The following is a 22,301-nucleotide window of genomic DNA, read 5'->3' on the forward strand; positions in this document are numbered from 1 at the left end:
ACGTTTTTTAAATATTCGCGAAAACAAAAAGACCTTCAAGCACTAAATCTTTTTTAATTGAGATGTATTTTTTTAAACTTTTATCCATATGCTGATCTATCAACTCAGCATCACCACCGCTTAAAATAATCGCGACATCTTGAGATTCTGAACACGCAATATCAAATAAAGATTTGATATTGCCTAGCACACTCAATACAAATCCTGACTTAATCGCATTGGCTGTATTGATGGGTGGCATTTGAACAACACCCTCGAAATTTTTTAAATCAGCAGTATTATTTGCTAAAGCATTTTTTGTAAGATGCAGCCCTGGCAAAATCACACCACCTTCGAAAGTATACTGATTATTTTTTTGATCAAAGCTCACATAATCTATCGTCACAGCAGTTCCGACTGAGACAATGACTGCAGACTTCTTGATATGATGGGATACACTTAATGCAGACAACCATCTGTCAGCGCCTAGTGTTGTAGGTTCTTGATATCCATTTAAAAGATACTTGTACTTTTTTTGTGGCTTAATAAATTCAACAGGGCACGAAAATTTTTTAAGTTTAATTTTTAAAATGGCTTCTTTTTCAAAGCCTGCCACATTTGAAATAAGTATTTTTTTAATTGCAACATCGAATTCAAAATGATCTTGGTCTATATCTTCCGTTAAAAAAGAATCGTATTTATAAATGCCATGATGATCACGAAGCATCCATTTTGTTTTGGTATTGCCTATATCTATAAGAAGAAACATATTTATACTTTTCTTAATGTAATTTCACCTGATGAGAATGTTTCGAGGCCAGCTGATGGCGTTTCAATGATAAGTGCGCCATCATCGGTCACCCCTTGCGCGAGACCTGTGACTCCTCTTCCGTCACCTAAAGATAATGTCACTGTCTGATGTTGATAGGCATGATAGGACATCCACTCTTCTTTTAATGAGCTAAATTTGGATGTATTAAATTGACCCAATACATCTGCCAAATCTTTTAAGATTTGTCCAAGCAACTCATTAGGATCGATCACTTCTAACCCCACGCTTACAAGATCGATCGCTGGCTGATCAATATGGCTCATACTTTTTTTAGAAAGTTTTAAATTAATGCCAATACCAATGACAGCGCTACTCTGCCCTTCCATATCACCTTGTAGTTCAATGAGAATACCCGCTAATTTTTTATATTGAGACCCATCTTGAATTAACACATCGTTAGGCCATTTAAGCTGTGCCCCCATCACACCGAATCGATGCAAGCTTCGTATGAGAGCAATGCCAACCGCTAAACTTAATCCTGAAAGAGTTGCAGCTCCACCATTAAATCGCCATAGAAGTGAAAAAGTTAAACTTTCACCTAAAGCAGATTGCCAACTTCTACCGCGACGGCCGCGACCTTTCGTTTGAATATGCGTTACTGCTACAGAGGCATGAGGATGGTCTAAAGAGGCCTTTTCCATAAGGTAACTATTGGTGGACTCCATCACGTCAAAAATTTCCATGTTAAACCAGTGGTGAATTTCGCCCATGACGTTTTGGATAGAAGATTTTTTTAAAAGCGTAATGGGTTGAATCAACTTATAACCACGGCCACGCACAGAATAAATCTCCACACCGAACTCTTCCGCTTTTTTAATGGCATTCCAGATCGAGACGCGAGAAATATCGAAAGTTTTAGCAATAGATTCTCCCGAATGAAATTTACCATCGGAGAGCACATCTAAGACTTTAAAAACGAGGCTATGCTGCATAAAACTCGTATGACATTAAAAACTTGATCTTATCATATGAGCCTATGTTTTAGCTTTAAGATCAATGGATTGGGGGAAATTAAGCCATCATTTCAGTGTAGAATATTGCCTATATTATGTCAGACAACAAAACTACATCTCAAGTACCTTCTAATTTTATTCGTGGCGTGATCGAACGCGACTTAACTAATAAAAGTTATGACGGTAAGACCTGGGCAGGCTCTCCAGGAGATGCTGCGCATCATGCAAAAGCACCTATTGATACGGCAAAAATTCGCACCCGCTTCCCTCCTGAGCCAAATGGTTATCTTCATATAGGACATGCAAAGAGTATTTTCTTAAACTTTGGATTAGCTAAAGATTACGACGGTATTTGTCATTTGCGTTTTGATGACACCAATCCTGAAAAAGAAAATCAGGAATATGTAGATAGCATTAAAAACAATGTGTCGTGGTTAGGTTTTTCATGGGAACAAAATAAAATATCACATCTCTATTTTGCGAGTCACTATTTCGACTTTATGTATGAAGCTGCTGAATCTCTTATTCAATCAGGTCATGCTTATGTTGACAAACAAACACCTGATGAGATTCGAATTAATCGAGGGTCTCTAACCGAACCTGGTAAAAATTCTCCATGGCGTGATAAATCATCAGAAGAACATCTTGCATGGTTCCGCGAAATGCGTGATGGCAAACATCCCGATGGGTCGATGATATTAAGAGCTAAAATTGATATGACATCGCCTAATATTAATTTGCGCGATCCTGCAATCTATCGAATTAAACGCGCGCATCATCACAATACTGGAGATACATGGTGCATTTATCCTATGTATACTTTTGCGCACCCCATTGAAGATGCACTAGAAAAAATTACACACTCTATTTGTACTTTAGAGTTTGAAGATCAACGTCCTTTTTATGATTGGATTTTAGATCGACTTATAGATAATGGTTTGTTATCTAAACCCCAACCTCGCCAGTATGAATTCGCAAGGTTAAATTTAACTTACGCAGTCCTCTCAAAAAGAAAACTCATTGAGTTGGTTGAAAATAAACATGTCACGGGATGGGATGATCCAAGGCTACCAACTTTAGAAGGTGCGCGTCGCCGGGGATACACACCTGAAGGCTTTAAACTTTTTACGGATCGCATTGGTGTATCTAAAGCGGATTCTTGGATTGATTATGCAACACTCGAAGAGTCAATGCGAGAAGTATTAAATCTGTCATGTGAAAGACGCATCGCAGTTTTAGATCCCATAGAACTTGAAATTACAAACTATCCAGTTAATACAGATGAAGATTGTTTCGCACCGAATCATCCACTTAAACCTGAGCTTGGTAAACGTGTCGTTAAATTATCTAAGTCTCTCTGGATTGAACGCGAAGATTTTATGGAAGAACCTTCCAAACAATTCTTTAGATTGTATCCAAACAATATGGTGAGATTAAGATACGGCTATGTTGTGAAATGCACATCCTTTGAAAAAGATGCAAACGGTAAAGTTATAAAAGTAATATGTGAATATTTACCTGATACAAAATCAGGCACACCTGGAAGTGACAGTATAAAAGTTAAAGGCAACATTCATTGGGTATCTAAAGCTCACAGCTATCGAGGTGCGATTCGCTTATATGACAAACTCTTCAGCACAGAACATCCTGGCAGTCATGACTCAAATTATTTAGAACAGCTTAATCCAAATTCGTGTATGACGATTGAAGCAGAATTAGAAAAAAGTTTAGAGACTATAAAGCCTGGTGAACAGTTTCAATTTGAACGTCACGGTTACTTCGTAGCAGATATAAAAGATTCAAAAACAAATCTTCCTATCTTTAATCGAACTGCAACACTTAAAGACACGTCACAAAAAATATAATTTCATTGTAAAAGTTACAGACAATAAAAAACCCTAAACTCAAATCTGAGCTTAGGGTTTTTAATATAAGAAGCTTGGCAGTGACCTACTTTCGCATGCAAAAAGCATACTATCATTGGCGATAAGTCGTTTCACTGTCCTGTTCGGGATGGGAAGGAGTGGTTCCAACTCTCTATGTCCGCCAAGCAAACTGGTTGAGATAATGATCAAAGATCAATGTCTCGAATTCGGACAAAATTTGAAGAAGTAAAGTTATTGTGTTTCTTGATTACAATGTCAGCTTTAAAAAAATCATATACCTTAAAAAGAACAAGTCTTAAGGTTATAGGATCAAGCCTCACGAGCAATTAGTATCAGTTAGCTTAACGTATTACTACGCTTCCACACCTGACCTATCAACGTCCTGGTCTTGAACGACTCTTTAGTGTGCTTAAAGCACAGGGAAGTATCATCTCGAGGCGAGTTTCGCGCTTAGATGCTTTCAGCGCTTATCTCTTCCAGATTTAGCTACCCGGCTATGCCATTGGCATGACAACCGGTCCACCAGAGATCTGTCCACTCCGGTCCTCTCGTACTAGGAGCAGCCCCCCTCAAACTTCCAACGCCCACGGCAGATAGGGACCAAACTGTCTCACGACGTTTTAAACCCAGCTCACGTACCACTTTAAATGGCGAACAGCCATACCCTTGGGACCGGCTACAGCCCCAGGATGTGATGAGCCGACATCGAGGTGCCAAACTCCCCCGTCGATATGAACTCTTGGGAGGAATCAGCCTGTTATCCCCAGAGTACCTTTTATCCGTTGAGCGATGGCCCTTCCATACAGAACCACCGGATCACTATGACCTGCTTTCGCACCTGCTCGACCTGTCCGTCTCGCAGTCAAGCAACCTTATGCCATTGCACTATCAGTACGATTTCCGACCGTACCTAGGTTACCTTCGCACTCCTCCGTTACTCTTTGGGAGGAGACCGCCCCAGTCAAACTGCCCACCATACACGGTCCCCAACCCCGTTTCGGGGTCTAGGTTAGAACCTCAACAACATCAGGGTGGTATTTCAAGGTTGGCTCCACATGATCTAGCGACCACGCTTCAATGCCTCCCACCTATCCTACACAGATCTTGTCAAAGTCCAATGTAAAGCTACAGTAAAGGTTCATGGGGTCTTTCCGTCTAGCCGCGGGTAGATTGCATCTTCACAAACATTTCAACTTCGCTGAGTCCCAAGAGGAGACAGTGTGGCCATCGTTACGCCATTCGTGCGGGTCGGAACTTACCCGACAAGGAATTTCGCTACCTTAGGACCGTTATAGTTACGGCCGCCGTTTACCGGGGCTTCAATCAAGAGCTTGCACCCCATCATTTAACCTTCCGGCACCGGGCAGGCGTCACACCGTATACGTCCACTTTCGTGTTTGCACAGTGCTGTGTTTTTATTAAACAGTCGCAGCCACCTTTTCACTGCAACCCCATCGGCCTTCGCAAGTAAATTGCTACAACCTACCGGGGCGCACCTTCTCCCGAAGTTACGGTGCTAGTTTGCCGAGTTCCTTCTCCTGGGTTCTCTCAAGCGCCTTAGAATTCTCATCCTGCCCACCTGTGTCGGTTTGCGGTACGGTCTCAACTTAACTGAAGCTTAGTGGCTTTTCTTGGAAGCATGGTATCAGTCACTTCATGAGCAAGCTCACTCGTTATCACGCCTTGACATTGACTCTCCGGATTTGCCTAAAGAATCTGTCTACACGCTTGAACCGGGACATCCAACACCCGGCTGACTTAACCTTCTCCGTCCCCACATCGCATTAAATTGAGGTACAGGAATATTAACCTGTTTCCCATCGACTACGCATTTCTGCCTCGCCTTAGGGGCCGACTCACCCTGCACCGATGAACGTTGTGCAGGAAACCTTGGGCTTTCGGCGAGGGTGCTTTTCACACCCTTTATCGCTACTCATGTCAGCATTCGCACTTCTGATACCTCCAGCATCCTTCACAAGACACCTTCGCAGGCTTACAGAACGCTCTCCTACCGTGCATATAAATATGCACCCGAAGCTTCGGTTACGTGCTTAGCCCCGTTACATCTTCCGCGCAGGACGACTCGACTAGTGAGCTATTACGCTTTCTTTAAAGGATGGCTGCTTCTAAGCCAACCTCCTAGCTGTCTATGCCTTCCCACTTCGTTTTCCACTTAGCACGTCATTTGGGACCTTAGCTGTCGGTCTGGGTTGTTTCCCTCTTGTCCACGGACGTTAGCACCCATGGACTGTCTCCCGTAATTGCATTTCTCAGTATTCGGAGTTTGCAATAGTTTGGTAAGGTCTTATGACCCCCCTAGCTATAACAGTGCTCTACCCCCGAGAATGATATACGAGGTACTACCTAAATAGTTTTCGGAGAGAACCAGCTATCTCCAAGTTTGTTTAGCCTTTCACCCCTATCCACAGCTCATCCCCAAATTTTTCAACATTTGTGGGTTCGGACCTCCAGTACGTGTTACCGCACCTTCATCCTGGCCATGAATAGATCACTTGGTTTCGGGTCTACACCCAGCAACTGAATCGCCCTATTAGGACTCGCTTTCGCTGCGCCTCCCCTATCGGTTAAGCTTGCTACTGAATGTAAGTCGCTGACCCATTATACAAAAGGTACGCAGTCACCCTTGCGGGCTCCCACTGTTTGTATGCATACGGTTTCAGGATCTATTTCACTCCCCTTCCGGGGTTCTTTTTACCTTTCCCTCACGGTACTAGTTCACTATCGGTCGATTACGAGTATTTAGCCTTGGAGGATGGTCCCCCCATGTTCAGACAGGATTTCACGTGTCCCGCCCTACTTGTCGTTACCCTAGTTCCACACACGGGTTTTCGTATAAGGGGCTATCACCCTCTATGGCCGGACTTTCCATTCCGTTCTACTAACACGTGTGCTAAAAATAACAGGCTGCTCCGATTTCGCTCGCCACTACTATCGGAATCTCGGTTGATTTCTTTTCCTCGAGTTACTTAGATGTTTCAGTTCACTCGGTTCGCCTCTTGTCTCCTATGTATTCAGAGACAGATACCCTTGCGGGTGGGTTTCCCCATTCGGACACTTCCGGATCAAAGCTTGTTTGCCAGCTCCCCGAAAATTTTCGTAGACTACCACGTCCTTCATCGCCTGTAATCGCCAAGGCATCCGCCATATGCACTTATTCACTTGACCCTATAACATTAAAACCTGAGCCCTTTTAAACTCAAATTTTGGTGACGCATGAGACGTCTTGTTATAAGTTTTTCTAAAGCAACTTAAGACCCATATTTACATCCTTATAAAAAGCTACATATATAAGGTATAAACAAAGTCATATGTTGTTTCTGATTTTGCAATCAATTACCCATTTGAATTTATCTGCTCATCACAAGTCAGATAAATTCACTTTACTTCTTCCATTTTGTTAAAGAACATACCTAGCAATAAAGCTAAGCGTTAAAGATTGTGAATCACAACCCTTAAGGCTTGTCTTTAGTTATCAAAGAATTGGTGGAGGATGACGGGATCGAACCGACGACCCCCTGCTTGCAAAGCAGGTGCTCTCCCAGCTGAGCTAATCCCCCATGTTTCGGAAAAAAAGATTAAATCTGGTGGGTCTGGTTGGGCTCGAACCAACGACCCCCGCCTTATCAAGACGGTGCTCTAACCAGCTGAGCTACAGACCCCTTAAATAAAACGGGCCAATGATTCTTTGATAATGCCTAACAACTGATAAGTGTGAATGCTTGATAGTTCAAGACGTTCTCTAGAAAGGAGGTGATCCAGCCGCACCTTCCGATACGGCTACCTTGTTACGACTTCACCCCAGTCATGAATCCTACCGTGGTAATCGTCTTCCTTGCGGTTAGACTAACTACTTCTGGTAAAACCCACTCCCATGGTGTGACGGGCGGTGTGTACAAGGCCCGGGAACGTATTCACCGCGACATGCTGATCCGCGATTACTAGCGATTCCGACTTCATGCAGTCGAGTTGCAGACTACAATCCGGACTACGATCGGCTTTCTGGGATTGGCTCCCCCTCGCGGGTTGGCAACCCTCTGTACCGACCATTGTATTACGTGTGAAGCCCTGGCCATAAGGGCCATGAGGACTTGACGTCATCCCCACCTTCCTCCGGTTTGTCACCGGCAGTCCCATTAAAGTGCCCAACTAAATGATGGCAATTAATGGCAAGGGTTGCGCTCGTTGCGGGACTTAACCCAACATCTCACGACACGAGCTGACGACAGCCATGCAGCACCTGTGTTACCGTTCTCTTTCGAGCACTTGAACATCTCTGCTCAATTCGGTACATGTCAAGGCCAGGTAAGGTTTTTCGCGTTGCATCGAATTAATCCACATAATCCACCGCTTGTGCGGGCCCCCGTCAATTCCTTTGAGTTTTAATCTTGCGACCGTACTCCCCAGGCGGTCAACTTCACGCGTTAGCTACGTTACTCATAGATTTTACTCTACCAACAACTAGTTGACATCGTTTAGGGCGTGGACTACCAGGGTATCTAATCCTGTTTGCTCCCCACGCTTTCGTGCATGAGCGTCAGTGTTATCCCAGGGGGCTGCCTTCGCCATTGGTATTCCTCCACATCTCTACGCATTTCACTGCTACACGTGGAATTCTACCCCCCTCTGACACACTCTAGCCTTGCAGTTTCGAACGCAGTTCCCAGGTTGAGCCCGGGGATTTCACATCCGACTTACAAAACCGCCTGCGCACGCTTTACGCCCAGTAATTCCGATTAACGCTCGCACCCTACGTATTACCGCGGCTGCTGGCACGTAGTTAGCCGGTGCTTCTTATCAAGGTACCGTCAACCTCATGATTTATTCGATCATAAGTTTTCTTCCCTTGCGAAAGAGCTTTACAACCCGAAGGCCTTCTTCACTCACGCGGAATGGCTGGATCAGGGTTGCCCCCATTGTCCAAAATTCCCCACTGCTGCCTCCCGTAGGAGTCTGGACCGTGTCTCAGTTCCAGTGTGGCTGGTCGTTCTCTCAAACCAGCTACTGATCGTCGCCTTGGTGAGCCTTTACCTCACCAACAAGCTAATCAGATATCGGCCGCTCCATTAACGCAAGGTCTTACGATCCCCTGCTTTCCCCCGTAGGGCGTATGCGGTATTAGCGAATCTTTCGACTCGTTATCCCCCATTATTGGACACGTTCCGATATATTACTCACCCGTTCGCCACTCGCCACCAGAGAGCAAGCTCTCCGTGCTGCCGTTCGACTTGCATGTGTAAAGCATTCCGCCAGCGTTCAATCTGAGCCAGGATCAAACTCTTCAGTTTAATCCAAAACTATTACTTGATCCTTATCTTGCGACAAGGATCGGTATATTGCATTTGCTTTATTAAATCTCAAATTCATTGAAAAGGTTATTAGCTCATAAATGAGCTAAATGTCTTGTCATAAATTTAAAAAGTGTAAAGCACTTATATTTTGAGATCCTTATGACGAACAAAGTTTGACCTTTGTAAGTCATAAGGATTTGTCATGAACTATAAGCACTCACACTTATCAGTTGTCTATTTGTTAAAGAACGGTATTTGATCTTGGTTGCGGGGACAGGATTTGAACCTGTGACCTTCGGGTTATGAGCCCGACGAGCTGCCAGACTGCTCCACCCCGCGATCGATCTGCATACATGACGCAGAGAGGTGAGACTATAGCACTTTTTTCGAAGGGCTGTCAAACATTAATAGCCCCAAACTATAGGCTATTCGACTAAAAATTGATTAATTTTCTTGACAAAAGCAACCGGGTCTTTGAGCTGGCCGCCTTCAGAAATCAAGGCCTGATCAAAAATCACTTCAGCGAAATCGTTGAAACGTGCTGAATCATTAGTTTTTTCGAGCTTTTGAATAAGCTTATGCGTGGGATTAATTTCTAAAATCGGTTTTGTGTCCGGTGTTTTTTGACCTGCCGCCTTGAGTAGACGCTCTAGATTGCCTGATAAATCATGCTCTCCAGCCACCAAGCATGCCGGTGAATCCGTTAAGCGATGTGTGACTTTTACTTGTTTAACTTTATCACCCAATGCTTTTTGAATTTTTTCCACGAGTGATTTTGCATCTTTCTCGATTTTCTTTTTCTCTTCTTTTTCTTTTTCGTCTTCTAACTTTCCTAAGTCAAGATCACCCTTGGCAATGGATTGTAATTTCTTACTTTCAAATTCGTTGAAAGTTGAAAGTAGCCATTCATCCACGCGATCGCTCAGTAATAAAACTTCAATACCCTTCTTCTTAAAAATTTCTAAGTGTGGGCTATGCTTCGCTGCCTCATAGGAGTCGGCTGTGATGAAGTAGATAACTTCTTGTCCATCTTTCATGCGAGACACATAATCTTTTAAAGACACTACCTGTGCATCTGTTTCTTCGTGTGTGGAATTGAAGCGAAATAGTTTTGCAATTTTTTCTCTATTTGCAAAATCTTCGCTGTGACCCTCTTTCATCACAACACCAAATTCTTTCCAGAATTTTTTATAGTCATCTGGTTTTTTTTCACTCATATCTTCTAAGAGATCAAGCACTTTTTTAGTAGAGCCTGCACGTATGGCTTCCACTTCTTTACTGTCTTGTAAGATTTCTCGTGAGACATTAAGAGGAAGATCAGCACTATCAATCACACCCTTAATAAAGCGTAAATAATTAGGCATGAGTTTTTCTGACGCTTCCATGATGAAGATACGCTTCACATAAAGCTTCACACTATGATGACGTTCACGATCAAATAAATCGAAAGGGGCCTTAGCTGGTATATAAAGGAGTGAGATATATTCTTGCTTACCTTCAATACGATTATGTGAATAAGTAAGAGGTGGCTCTTGATCATAAGAAAGATTTTTATAAAATTCTTGATACTCTTCTTCTTTAATATCATTTTTATTTCGAGCCCATAATGCTGATGCCGCATTGACTGTTTCATCTTCATCCGTCGGAATTTCTTCGCCATCTTTCCATTCGGATTTTTTCATAACAATTGGAAGCGTGATGTGGTCAGAATACTTTTTAATAATGCTCTTTAGTGTCCAGTCACTTAAGAATTCATCTTCATCTTTTTTAAGATGCAAAATGATGTCAGTGCCGCGCGTTTCTTTTTCAACTTCACTAATCGTATATTCGCCCTCACCTTTAGATTCCCATTGGATAGCTTCTTTGCTTCCAGCACGTCTCGTGATCACAGTCACAAGATCAGCAATGATGAATGAAGAATAAAAGCCCACACCAAACTGGCCAATCAAATTAGCGTCTTTGGCTTCGTCACCCGTTAAATTGTTCAAGAATTCTTTGGTGCCTGATCTTGCAATTGTGCCGATATTACTAATCACTTCTTCACGATTCATCCCAATACCATTATCTGAAATGGTTAATGTGCGCGCCTTTTTATCAAAACTTAATCTGATTTTTAATTCAGAATCCTTTTCATAAAGGCTAGCGTCTTTAAGTGCCTCGAAACGTAATTTATCTGCAGCATCACTTGCATTTGAGATGAGTTCGCGAATCACGATCTCTTTATTACTATATAAAGAGTGAATCATGAGATGAAGTAGTTGCTTAACCTCTGCTTGGAAGACTAATTTTTCAGATGCATTTTCTTTTGTTGCCATGTTCAATTACCTTTTAAAAAAATAATATTGGGATTTACTTAAAATGGGGTTGAGTTATGAAATTTCAAGGGCTTTTATAAGAGTAATTTCTTTAAAGCGAGTGATGCTGCCATAAAACCAAAAGTGGCTGTGATCATCACACTTGAGCCATATCCGCCACAATGAAGGCCTGTGAGAGCTTCATCTGCCTCACATGCATCTTCAGGTTTTATCATAATCTCATCGGTAAAGACCACATCAATCCCTACCTTTTGTGATTCTTTTAATTGCAGTGCTTTTTTGACATCATGCCGAATCTTGGCTGTGAGCCTATCCCCATGCGTTAAACCTAAGTCCGCTATCTTAATAAACGAAGGATCAATACGGCCCCCTGCGCCACCTGTCATGACGAGTGGAATTTTTTCTTTTAAAGCATGAAGTGCCAAACTTGTTTTAATGCTTGCCTGGTCAATCGCATCAATGACGACATTAAAATGTTGCTTAATGAGCGCATTTAAATTTTCGTTCGATATAAAGTCATCCACAGTATCCACCTGACACATGGGATTAATTTCTAGAATTCGTTCCTTCATAGCCAACACCTTAGATTTTCCAAGGGTGTGACTTAGTGCATGAATTTGCCGATTGATATTCGATTCAGCAATATGATCTAAATCGATGAGCGTGAGATGACCTACGGCACTTCGTGCCAATGCTTCAGCCGCCCATGATCCAACACCCCCAATACCAATGACACAGATATGTGCTTTCTTAAAAAGGGTTACAGCATCTTTGCCATAAAGTCGTTCGACACCACCAAAGCGCCGATTGAAATCGATGTCTTCCATTTAATTTTTAAGTTTCGAGAACAACAAAGGCAGTCGCAATATTCTTTTCATCCGAAATAGAAATATGCTGACTTAAGATATTTTTTTGTTTTAAGTAGTCTTGTAATTCTTTATCAAATTCTAGAATAGGCTTTCCTAAATCATCATGGCCTACGATAATATTTTGAAAACGTACCGGTGATCTAAACCCTGTGCCTAGTGCTTTAGCAAAAGCTTCTTTGGCAGCAAAGCGTTTCGCTAAGAAACGAGATTGCGTGGATGATTGTAAATAACTTTCGAACTCGGAATCACTTAAAATACGACGCGCAAAAGTATCGCCAAATTTTTCGATGGATTCGTGAATGCGAGAAACTTCGACGACGTCTGTCCCAATACCAAAAATCATAATAAGGTTGTCTTTTTAAACATTACTTCGAATAATCACGTAACAGTAATTTCATTTCACGGATCGCATTATCCCACCCTACAAATAATGCATGCGCCACAATCGCATGCCCAATATTAAGCTCTTCAATACCAGGAATGGCTGCAATTAAATTCACATTATGATAATGAAGCCCATGACCCGCATTGACAATCAGACCTAATGACAACGCGTGCTCTGCAGCTTCTTTGACGCGTTTAAGTTCTTTCTGCTTTGTCTCTTCATCTTCTGCATCTGCATAACTCCCGGTATGAATTTCGATCACGGGGGCCCCCATCTTTTTCGCTAAATCAATATCTTTTAGATCAGGTGCAATAAAAAGCGATACACGACTGCCTTGCTCTGTAAGCGTTTGTGTTGCGCGGTAAATATGATCATAGGATTCTTTTAAGTTCAATCCACCTTCAGTCGTTCGCTCTTCGCGTCTCTCAGGGACGATGCAAACATCTTGGGGTTTTACGCGTGATGCAATGGCAATCATTTCATCAGTGGCGGCCAATTCTAAATTCATTTTCGTTTGCAGCAAGGGTCGAATGGCAAAAATATCTTCGTCTTGCATATGACGACGATCTTCACGAAGGTGAAGTGTAATACTATCAGCTCCGGCTTGCTCAGCGCGAAGCGCTGCCTCGACAACGCTTGGATACTTCGTTCCGCGCGCTTGTCTTAAGGTGGCAACATGATCAATATTAATACCGAGCTTTATCATAAAAAAATCTTATCCTTGTAAATCAACAAAGAGTTGTTTCGAATGCAGCGGCTTATCGCCTAAATAAAAACCTAATAAATAACGCATCAATTGCTTACTTTGTTGTTGTGTTTCTTTATCAATGTATTGGTCGCTTGCCATATCAAGCAAGGTTTTGCCTAACACTTTAATGCCGCGATCAGTCTTCGTTAAATCACACGCGCCATATTCAGCCTCATAACGGTATATTTTATCAGGGATAATTGGATTTGAATCTTCATCATGATCTAAAGTGACTGCATAACCTAAAGCTTGTAAAAGTTTTAATTCGAATCGACGTAATGTAATCGTGAGTTCATGACCTTCACTTAAGGCTAAAATAGTTTCATGATAGAAATGAAAGAGGTCAGGATGAGGCTCATCTCTTGGCAATAGACGCATCATCAATTCATTAAGATAAAATCCGCACATCAACGCGTCACCTTCTAAAATAGTAAGCTTCTCGCACCACTCCAATCCATTTAAACTTTTAAGTTCAGATTTACCTGACCAGTTCGCAAGCAACACTTGAAAGGATTGAAGCATGCCACGAATAGATGATCTTGGTCGTCGAGCCCCTTTAGCTACCACTGGAATGCGGCCAAATTTTTCTGTGAAAACTTCTGCGATTAAACTTGTTTCTTTAAAAGGATATGTGTGCAAGATATACACACGCTGATTTTCTTGACGATGGTTGGGAGTCGCCATTTATAAAATTAAAGGCCTAATGATTTTAAAACGCGCTGATCTGTCGACCAACCACTTTTGACTTTAACCCAAGTCTCAAGCCATACCTTACCCCCGAAGAGCTCTTCCATGTCTTGTCTAGACTCAGTTGAAATTTGTTTTAACTTTTCACCGTCTTTACCGATCAACATGGGTTTCTGACTATCCTTATCCACGATAATCGCGGCAAAGATGCGACGCAAATTACCTTCGACTTCAAATTTTTCAATTTCGACGGCAATGGAATAAGGCACTTCTTGGCCCGTGAGACGGAAAATCTTCTCTCTGATGATTTCAGACGCAAGAAATCTTTCGCTCTTATCCGTAATCTCATCTTCACCATAGATGAATGGCTGTTCGGGTAAAAAATCTCGAACGGTCGATAGTAAATGGTCTAGATGTTTATTTTTTTTAGCAGACACAGGCACCATAGCTTTAAAAGTATATGTCTCGCTCATGGTTTTGATTTGTTCTAAAAGTGCATTCTTGTCTTTCATTAAATCTACTTTGTTCATGACGAGAATCGTCGGGCGATCTTTAGGAATGAGTTTCATCACGGCTTGATCTTCTTCCGTCATGCCTCGAGACTCAATGACAAAAAGAACTACATCGACATCACTTAATACTTGGTGCACGGTTTTATTTAAACCCTTATTCATGAGGTTTAAATGTTTAAGCTGAAAACCGGGTGTATCAATAAAAAGAAACTGGGTATCATCTATCGTTTGAATGCCTAATAATTGATAGCGTGTGGTTTGCGCTTTTTTTGAAGTAATACTGATCTTGCTACCTACCAAATAATTTAAGAGTGTCGACTTACCTACATTAGGTCGACCAACAATAGCGATCGTACCGCAGCGTGTGATTTTATGTTCGCTCACTAGATGATCTCCAACATAAGTTGATAAGCTTTTGCTGCAGCTTCTTGCTCCGCAATTCTTCTGCTGTTTCCTATCCCTTGCGTTTTAATATCAGATTTCTTAATGATGCATTCAATGGTAAAGGTTTGGCTGTGCGCTTCCCCTTCAATGGAGACGACTGTATAAATCGGTAAATCACTCTTCTTACTTTGTAATAATTCTTGTAGTAAAGTTTTTGGATCCTTTTGAATAAGTTTTGGATCAATCTCATTTAACTGATTTTCAAAAAAACGATGTACAAATTGATGTGTAGGCTCTATGCCACCGTCTAAATAAATCGCACCAATCATAGATTCAAACGTATCAGCTAAAATGGATGGGCGTCGCCATCCTGCACTTTTTAATTCACCCTCGCCTAATCGGATAAAGTCACCCAAACCAATGGATGTGGCAATAGCACTTAATGAGCTTTCTTTAACAAGTTGTGCACGCAGGCGACTTAAATCACCTTCATCAATACGTGGGAATCTTTTATAGAGCTCTTCGGCGATGAGAAAACTTAAAACGCTGTCGCCTAAGAATTCGAGCCGCTCATTATGTTGCCCTGAAAAACTGCGATGCGTGAGAGCCATGATCATAAAAGCAGAATCATTAAACGTGTAATGAATGATTCGACTTAACGAGGCCTGACGCTCTTTATCCATTAATGAATGATAGACCCAATACGTTTAAATTCGCTGAAATTAAACCAAATAAAAAAAGCACGTCCCACTAAATTATGTTCGGGCACAAAACCCCATACGCGACTATCAGCACTATTATCTCGATTATCCCCAAATGCTAAATAGTGGCCTTGAGGCACTTCAAATTTAAAATTTTCTCCAGGCAAATCATGAATCAATATGGAATGATTTACACTACCCAATGACTCCTTCAATTCTTTAGCTTCAATGTGATGAATTTCATTCATGAGGTATGGGTATTTACCAACGAATGTTTGCTCTATTTTTTTATCATTAATATAAAGTGTTTTACTTTTATACTCGATCACATCGCCTGGAAGACCTACGACACGCTTGATATAGTCAATTGATGTTTTAGGTGGGTAGTGAAATACAAACACATCACCACGATGAGGCTTGTCTACTTCTATGATGGTGTGATTCAAAATAGGCACACGAAAACCGTAACTAAATTTATTGACTAAAATAAAATCGCCTGCTAAAAGTGTCGGCATCATGGAGCCTGAAGGAATTTTAAAAGGCTCTGCAATAAATGAGCGAATAAAGAACACTAAAAAAATCACAGGGAAAAAACTTTTCGAATATTCAACCAGGATAGGTTCTTTTGCATTCGCCGCTCTTTTTTTGCTTAAGACAAAAATATCAAGTAACCAAATCAGACCTGTGATGGTTAAGACGATGACCATGATTAGCGCAAACATCATTTTTCTTCTACCCTTAAAATAGCTAAGAAAGCCTCTTGAGGAATTTCAACATTCCCAACCTGCTTCATACGCTTCTTACCCTCTTTTTGTTTTTCTAATAATTTCTTCTTACGCGAAATGTCGCCACCATAACATTTGGCCAACACATTCTTACGCATGGCTTTCACTGTTTCACGCGCAATGATGTTAGCGCCGATGGATGATTGAATAGCAACATCAAACATTTGTCTTGGGATCAATTCACGCATCTTAGATGCCACTTCTCGTCCTCGATAAATACTATTTGAACGATGCACAATTAATGATAATGCATCTACACGTTCACCATTCACCATGATATCAAGCTTCACCAAATCAGCTGCTCTAAATTCTAAGAATTCATAATCCATAGACGCATAACCTTTTGAAATCGATTTCAATCGATCAAAGAAATCGAGCACCACTTCATTAAGTGGCATCTCGTAAGTCAGCATCACTTGTCGACCTAGGTATTGCATATTTTTTTGAATGCCTCGCTTGCCATTACATAAAGTCATCACAGGGCCTACATAGTCTTGCGGCATCAGTAAGTTAATGAGAATAATCGGCTCACGAATTTCTTCGATACGAGATGTGTCAGGTAATTTGGATGGATTTTCAATTTGGGTAACTTCACCGTCTCTCTTAAGAAGTTCATACACAACGGTCGGGGCTGTAGTGATTAAATCCATATCATACTCACGCTCTAAACGCTCTTGCACGATATCCATATGAAGAAGGCCTAAAAATCCACAACGAAAACCAAAACCTAAAGCTGTCGAATTCTCTGGTTCAAAACGAAGGGATGAATCATTTAAACTTAATTTTTCTAAAGCCGTTCTTAAGGCTTCGAATTGATTGGATTCTACAGGGTAGAGCCCTGCAAATACTTGGGGTTTAACTTCTTTAAATCCAGCCAAAGCTTCGGATGCGGGTTTGTCTGCTAACGTAACTGTATCACCCACCTTAGCACTTGCGAGCTCTTTAATACCTGCAATAATAAAACCTACCTCGCCTGCAGACAGTGATTCTTTGCTTCTCGATTTTGGTGTGAAAACACCCACTTGCTCACACAGATATTGATCAGCTGTCGCCATCAATTTAATTTTATCTTTTGGTTTTAAGCTACCATCGACTACACGCACTAACATGACAACACCTACATAATTATCAAACCAAGCATCAATGATGAGCGCCTTTAATGGTTTAGTCACATCGCCTCTTGGCGGTGGCACGCGAGAAACGATTGTTTCTAATACATCTCTCACACCTTCGCCTGTTTTAGCCGAGCAGCGAATCGCATCTGAGGCATCAATGCCAATCACATCGCCTATTTCCTCGATCACACGATCTGGATCTGCAGATGGTAAATCAATTTTATTTAACACAGGCGTGACTTCCACACCTTGCTCAATCGCGGTATAGCAATTAGCGACTGTCTGCGCCTCAACCCCTTGACTTGCATCAACGACTAAAAGCGCGCCCTCACAAGCTGCAAGAGAGCGACTCACTTCATAAGTGAAGTCGACGTGGCCGGGTGTATCAATGAGATTGAGATTATAAATCTTACCGTCAAGTGCTTTATATTGAAGTGCGGCTGTTTGCGCTTTAATCGTAATACCGCGTTCACGCTCAAGATCCATCGAATCTAAAACTTGCGCTTCCATCTCGCGATCTGATAAACCACCGCAATACTGAATGATACGATCCGCCAAGGTCGACTTGCCGTGATCGATATGCGCGATGATTGAAAAGTTTCTAATGTTTTCCATGAAGAATAATGATGCCTTGAGTTACCTAATAACAAAGGCGCTTAAAACTCTTTAAGCGCCTTTGATTGAAAGCATGTATTTTACAACAAAGCTTTTATGCCTAGCTGATTTTATCGCTCATTCGTGATCTTGACCGGCACGTAAAGTGTCTCATCATTTCTTAAAATGAGGAGCGCTACTGTCTTGCCATTTGGGATAGTGGAGATTTCTTTGGTAAAAGCCTCAACGCTTTCGACTTCGCCGTTGTTAAGCGCTAAGATAATATCGCCTCGACGAATACCAGCTGCTGCCGCTGAACCTTGCGCATCAACTACTAACAATCCCTTTTTGCCATTCATTTTTTTGCGTTGTTGTGGAGGGGCTTCTTTTAAAACCAAACCTAAACGATTCACGTCTGCTTTTTCAGGGGCCTTATTACTTGCAATTACTTCAGATTGATCAGATGGCATCTCACCAACAGTTAAGTTGAGCGTTTTGATGCTGCCTTTTCTAAACACTTCAGCAATCACCGTTTTACCTGGTTTCGTATTACCCACCGCTTTAGGCAAGTCAGAAGAGGACTCAATCAACTTACTATCAAATTTAGTAATCACATCCCCAGGCTGAAGACCACCCTTTTCCGCAGGCGCTCCTTTTTCAATCCCAGCGACTAATGCGCCATTGGTATTTTTCATACCGAAGGATTCGGAAAGTTCTTTGGTCACTTCTTGAATCGCAATACCTAACCAACCTCGAATCACTTTACCGTTAGTCCTAAGTTGACCCATGACGTCCATCGCCACATTGATAGGAATGGCAAATGAGAGTCCCATATAACCGCCAGTGCGGCTATAAATTTGCGAGTTAATCCCGATCACCTCACCTTTTAAATTAAATAACGGACCACCTGAGTTACCTGGATTAATCGCCACATCGGTTTGAATAAAAGGTACAAAATTCTCTTGAGGTAATGCACGACCTTTAGCGCTCACAATACCAACGGTCATTGTATTTTCTAAGCCAAAAGGAGCGCCAATGGCAGCGACCCATTCGCCGACTTTAATGGTGTCAGGATTTCCAATACTTACTTTCGGTAAGCTAGTCGCATTGACCTTTAATACGGCAACATCCGTTCTTAAATCAATCCCAATCACTTTTGCTTTGAATTCACGCTTGTCATTAAGTTTTACCATCACTTCATCTGCGTCTTTGACAACATGCGCATTAGTTAATATGAAACCATCTGTCGTCACAATAAATCCAGATCCTGTGGCAGACACTTGTTTATCTGGGGTAGGTTGTTGGCCGCGACCATTATGAGGTGGCATACCTGGCGGTACTGGAATTCCAAAACGCTTAAAAAATTCTTGCATTTGCTCATCTTCAGGCGATCCTTGTCCCATCACATTCGCACGATTTTTTTGAATCGAGCTGATATTGACGACGACAGGACTTTGTTTTTCAGCGAGCTCAGTAAAGTCCGGAAGTTCTTTAGCAACTAATCCGGTCAGAATTAAAAACTGAAATATGCATACATAAAAAAGACGTCTTATCATGGTCTATCTATTCCTTATGTGAATTATTTAAAACGAATGAGTTGTGCTTCATTGTAAAACATTTGCATTTTCTCGTTAATAGCACGCTTAATCATCATGACACCTAAAGATAACCCTAATACTGCACCCATCAACGTATAAAATTCGATCATATGTGTGACGAAACTATTTGCAATCGCCATACCTAAAAACATTAAAAGAAGTGGCACGCCGTAAAGCATGAGCGAACCTTTGAGCATAAGCGTTTCATCGATACCTAGAATCACAACATCCCCTAATTTCGCATTCAAATTGTTTCTGGTTTCAATGAGGCCTGATTGATGTGAGAAAATTTTTCCCCAGATTGAATTACCGCATCCCCTTACCTGTCCACATAAACCACAAGGCTTACTTCGCACCACTTCGAGTGTGACATGCTCTTTTGAAGCTTTGATTACAATGGCTTGCTCTTCGATCATCTAATGCGCTTTCATATCTTGAATCGAATTCGAAATTTTTTGAATGGTTGCTTGTGGCACTGCACCTACCACCATAATTTGATTACCATTCATGACTCTCGCATAAACATGGGATGAGCCCACGCGCGTTTCCCCCACACGAGACTTCTGGTCTTTAGGTATAGGGTTTACAAATAAAGAGACAAAGGAAAGTCCATCTGAGAATACCCAGTGATGAACAAGTTGTGGTTGATTGCCCATGGTTCTGGTCACGTGACTAACTTCTTTATACCCCGCAGGCAAATTAGAAATGGTGCAATATTTTTCGTGGGATATTTTATTTTGAGGCGCTTCATTCATGATGTATTTTTTATGTGTATCAACATTGGGTTTAAACCAATTTAAATCTTGTCCACTAAATAATGCAATTTGATTAAAACTTGCTTGTTCAATCATTTTTTGTTGATGATCTAAAATGCTCATCTTCAGAATCAAGCCAAATTCTTTATCGAGCCATAACTTGTAAAGATATCGAAACTGATCTTTGGGTTCAAGGTAAACAATTTGAGCTTCGCGGCCACCAATTCTTTCTTGATTCGCAAAGCGAAGGGTATAAATCGCTTTAACACTTTCGATGTCTGGAGGCAAAATCGCAGGAAATAAATTCTGACCCTGTCTTTCCTGAATCATGACATTTTCTTTATTCGAATTAAACACCATCATATTTTTGCCGCGTGATAAGGCTTCATGAGGCTGGCCATCTAAAGTCACCATGCGAGCGAATTCTTCCTCGCCATTATTAAGATGGGTGATTTCGATTGAGCGGACATCTTGAAAATTTTGATAAAGAAAAATACCTTTGTAACTTAATTTTCTGGCGGCTTGAGAGGCTTTTTCTAGATGAAGCCAAGGATCCTCAGCGGCTTGTGCATAACAACTTAAGACAAGGGTGATTAAACCAACGACTACTCGCTGCATAAAAAAATTACTTAGCTTGTGTTTCAACATAAAACGCGACATTAGTCGGCGCTAACGTTTGATGCGCTTCAATATATTCATTTGGAATATTCTCGGCAATTTCAATCGTATTCGTTGGTTTCATATGAAATGTATTTGTCGTGATCATCGCACCTACAAAAAGAACAGCAATAAATGATGCCGCTACCGGCCAAGACATCCATGACGCTGCAGGGAGCGCAATCGCAGATTGAAACTTAGAGGACTTATTAAACTTTAACTGGATAGGCTCTTTATCAATGGCATCTAAAATAGATTTGGATGAAAGTGTTGAGTCAATCAATTCATTTTTAATGGAGTCACGAATCAATTGGTAAGTTTCGAAGCGCTCACGTAAACGGCTGTCTTTGTTAATGTCTCTTACCGTTTGACTTGAGCTTTTAAGATCGAGCTCATCATCGAGGAGTGTTGAAATTTTTTCTTTCATATAACTTTTCCTTAAATTTAAATTTACCAACGTTTATTATTGTGTTGTGACAAAAGCGGTTTTAATTTTTCCGCAATCGTTTCGCGCGCTCTAAATATACGAGAGCGCACAGTGCCAATCGGACACTCCATCATCTCTGCAATCTCTTCATAACTTAAGCCTTCAATTTCACGTAATGTAATCGCCACCTTTAATTCTTCTGGTAAGGATTCAATCGCGGCATTGACAGTAATCCCGATTTCTTTCGTGAGTAATGTGGTCTCTGGATTTTCAGCTTCCGCCACTTGGTGCGTTTCTTCAAACTCACCATCCTCATTTTCAAATTCAGTCATATTGCGCGGGCGTTTGCCCATCGCCACTAAATGATTCTTTGCGGTATTGATACCAATGCGATAGAGCCAGGTATAAAAAGCACTGTCGCCTCTAAAATTAGGGAGGGCACGATACGCTTTAATGAATGTTTCTTGGACAATGTCTTCAATCTCGGCTTGATCACGCACCATACGGGTGAGAATGCGACCGAGCTTGCGATGATATTTTTCGACTAAAAGACCGAATGCTTTTTTATCGCCCTGCTGAGCGCTTTCGACTAAAACTTGGTCGAGTGCACGATTCGGATTTTCGATTTTCTCACTCACAACGTCTGATAGCGAAGGTTTAACATGCTCGGAAGTATACACGGCAGACTTATCTTCAACGAGTGATAATTTCTTTTGTTCTATGTTATTGTTAAGTATTGGCATGGGTTTTTAGCTTAATTTTGTTCGTCAAAAAAAACATAAACATACTATATATACATCTCTGACGCCT

The 22,301-nt window shown here is 41.5% G+C and carries 17 protein-coding genes, 3 tRNA genes and 3 rRNA genes; 1 reads left to right on the forward strand and 22 read right to left on the reverse strand.

Annotated elements, in window-relative coordinates; all coding sequences use genetic code 11:
• Positions 1 to 7 precede the first annotated feature (7 nt).
• Both FIT70_RS04630 and FIT70_RS04635 read right to left on the reverse strand, forming a co-directional pair.
• A complete protein-coding gene (locus FIT70_RS04630) occupies positions 8 to 748 on the reverse strand; it encodes a type III pantothenate kinase (RefSeq protein WP_139874671.1) in 741 nt (246 codons plus the stop codon).
• A 2-nt stretch (positions 749 to 750) separates the two neighbouring features.
• Positions 751 to 1,743, reverse strand: coding sequence for a biotin--[acetyl-CoA-carboxylase] ligase (locus FIT70_RS04635; protein WP_139874672.1), 993 nt, complete (start codon positions 1,741 to 1,743; stop codon positions 751 to 753).
• A gap of 116 nt (positions 1,744 to 1,859) precedes the next feature.
• On the opposite strand from FIT70_RS04635, the gene FIT70_RS04640 reads away from it, so the two are divergent.
• Positions 1,860 to 3,629: a glutamine--tRNA ligase/YqeY domain fusion protein gene (locus FIT70_RS04640; protein ID WP_139930933.1), complete on the forward strand. Its 1,770-nt coding sequence runs from the start codon at positions 1,860 to 1,862 to the stop codon at positions 3,627 to 3,629.
• A 72-nt stretch (positions 3,630 to 3,701) separates the two neighbouring features.
• On the opposite strand, the gene rrf is transcribed toward FIT70_RS04640, so the two are convergent.
• From rrf to rpoE, 20 genes are all read right to left on the reverse strand, one after another.
• A 5S ribosomal RNA gene (gene rrf / locus FIT70_RS04645) occupies positions 3,702 to 3,815 on the reverse strand.
• A 140-nt stretch (positions 3,816 to 3,955) separates the two neighbouring features.
• Positions 3,956 to 6,836, reverse strand: a 23S ribosomal RNA gene (locus tag FIT70_RS04650).
• 316 nt (positions 6,837 to 7,152) lie between these two features.
• Positions 7,153 to 7,228, reverse strand: a tRNA-Ala gene (locus tag FIT70_RS04655).
• 25 nt (positions 7,229 to 7,253) lie between these two features.
• Positions 7,254 to 7,330, reverse strand: a tRNA-Ile gene (locus FIT70_RS04660).
• An 84-nt stretch (positions 7,331 to 7,414) separates the two neighbouring features.
• A 16S ribosomal RNA gene (locus tag FIT70_RS04665) occupies positions 7,415 to 8,956 on the reverse strand.
• Together the 16S, 23S and 5S rRNA genes with 3 tRNA genes alongside form the textbook arrangement of a ribosomal RNA operon.
• Positions 8,957 to 9,221: 265 nt before the next feature.
• Positions 9,222 to 9,298 (reverse strand) — tRNA-Met (locus tag FIT70_RS04670).
• A gap of 86 nt (positions 9,299 to 9,384) precedes the next feature.
• Positions 9,385 to 11,274 carry a molecular chaperone HtpG gene (gene htpG, locus FIT70_RS04675; RefSeq protein WP_139930935.1) on the reverse strand — a complete coding sequence of 630 codons (1,890 nt, stop codon included), beginning with the start codon at positions 11,272 to 11,274 and terminating at the stop codon, positions 9,385 to 9,387.
• A gap of 74 nt (positions 11,275 to 11,348) precedes the next feature.
• A complete protein-coding gene (locus FIT70_RS04680) occupies positions 11,349 to 12,101 on the reverse strand; it encodes a tRNA threonylcarbamoyladenosine dehydratase (RefSeq protein ID WP_139930937.1) in 753 nt (250 codons plus the stop codon).
• Between the two features lie 7 nt (positions 12,102 to 12,108).
• Positions 12,109 to 12,486 carry a holo-ACP synthase gene (gene acpS / locus FIT70_RS04685; protein WP_139868018.1) on the reverse strand — a complete coding sequence of 126 codons (378 nt, stop codon included), beginning with the start codon at positions 12,484 to 12,486 and terminating at the stop codon, positions 12,109 to 12,111.
• Between the two features lie 22 nt (positions 12,487 to 12,508).
• On the reverse strand, positions 12,509 to 13,234 hold the full coding sequence (pdxJ, locus tag FIT70_RS04690; RefSeq protein ID WP_139884542.1) for a pyridoxine 5'-phosphate synthase: 726 nt from the start codon (positions 13,232 to 13,234) through the stop codon (positions 12,509 to 12,511).
• Positions 13,235 to 13,243: 9 nt separating this feature from the next.
• The gene (gene recO / locus FIT70_RS04695) at positions 13,244 to 13,960 is read right to left on the reverse strand and encodes a DNA repair protein RecO (RefSeq protein ID WP_139874677.1); all 717 of its coding nucleotides are present in this window, start codon (positions 13,958 to 13,960) and stop codon (positions 13,244 to 13,246) included.
• A gap of 8 nt (positions 13,961 to 13,968) precedes the next feature.
• A complete protein-coding gene (era, locus tag FIT70_RS04700; protein ID WP_049814363.1) occupies positions 13,969 to 14,859 on the reverse strand; it encodes a GTPase Era in 891 nt (296 codons plus the stop codon).
• Positions 14,859 to 15,542 (reverse strand): ribonuclease III, encoded by a 684-nt coding sequence (rnc, locus tag FIT70_RS04705; RefSeq protein WP_139930939.1) that lies wholly within the window; start codon positions 15,540 to 15,542, stop codon positions 14,859 to 14,861. The genes era and rnc overlap by 1 nt, the downstream gene beginning before the upstream one ends.
• The gene (lepB, locus tag FIT70_RS04710; RefSeq protein WP_139930941.1) at positions 15,542 to 16,285 is read right to left on the reverse strand and encodes a signal peptidase I; all 744 of its coding nucleotides are present in this window, start codon (positions 16,283 to 16,285) and stop codon (positions 15,542 to 15,544) included. Before lepB ends, rnc begins: the two co-directional genes overlap by 1 nt.
• A complete protein-coding gene (gene lepA / locus FIT70_RS04715; protein ID WP_139870496.1) occupies positions 16,282 to 18,075 on the reverse strand; it encodes a translation elongation factor 4 in 1,794 nt (597 codons plus the stop codon). Before lepA ends, lepB begins: the two co-directional genes overlap by 4 nt.
• A 110-nt stretch (positions 18,076 to 18,185) precedes the next feature.
• A complete protein-coding gene (locus FIT70_RS04720) occupies positions 18,186 to 19,610 on the reverse strand; it encodes a DegQ family serine endoprotease (RefSeq protein WP_139930943.1) in 1,425 nt (474 codons plus the stop codon).
• 23 nt (positions 19,611 to 19,633) lie between these two features.
• A complete protein-coding gene (locus FIT70_RS04725; RefSeq protein ID WP_049814361.1) occupies positions 19,634 to 20,068 on the reverse strand; it encodes a SoxR reducing system RseC family protein in 435 nt (144 codons plus the stop codon).
• Positions 20,069 to 21,025 (reverse strand): MucB/RseB C-terminal domain-containing protein, encoded by a 957-nt coding sequence (locus FIT70_RS04730; protein ID WP_189340842.1) that lies wholly within the window; start codon positions 21,023 to 21,025, stop codon positions 20,069 to 20,071. It abuts the gene before it with no gap.
• Positions 21,026 to 21,032: 7 nt separating this feature from the next.
• Positions 21,033 to 21,491 carry a sigma-E factor negative regulatory protein gene (locus FIT70_RS04735; RefSeq protein WP_139874683.1) on the reverse strand — a complete coding sequence of 153 codons (459 nt, stop codon included), beginning with the start codon at positions 21,489 to 21,491 and terminating at the stop codon, positions 21,033 to 21,035.
• A gap of 23 nt (positions 21,492 to 21,514) precedes the next feature.
• Entirely contained in the window at positions 21,515 to 22,234 is a 720-nt protein-coding gene (gene rpoE / locus FIT70_RS04740) for an RNA polymerase sigma factor RpoE (RefSeq protein WP_139930945.1), read from the reverse strand.
• Positions 22,235 to 22,301: the final 67 nt, after the last annotated feature.

Source organism: Candidatus Methylopumilus universalis, assembly GCF_006364435.1.
In the GTDB taxonomy this organism is placed as follows: Bacteria; Pseudomonadota; Gammaproteobacteria; order Burkholderiales; family Methylophilaceae; genus Methylopumilus; species Methylopumilus universalis.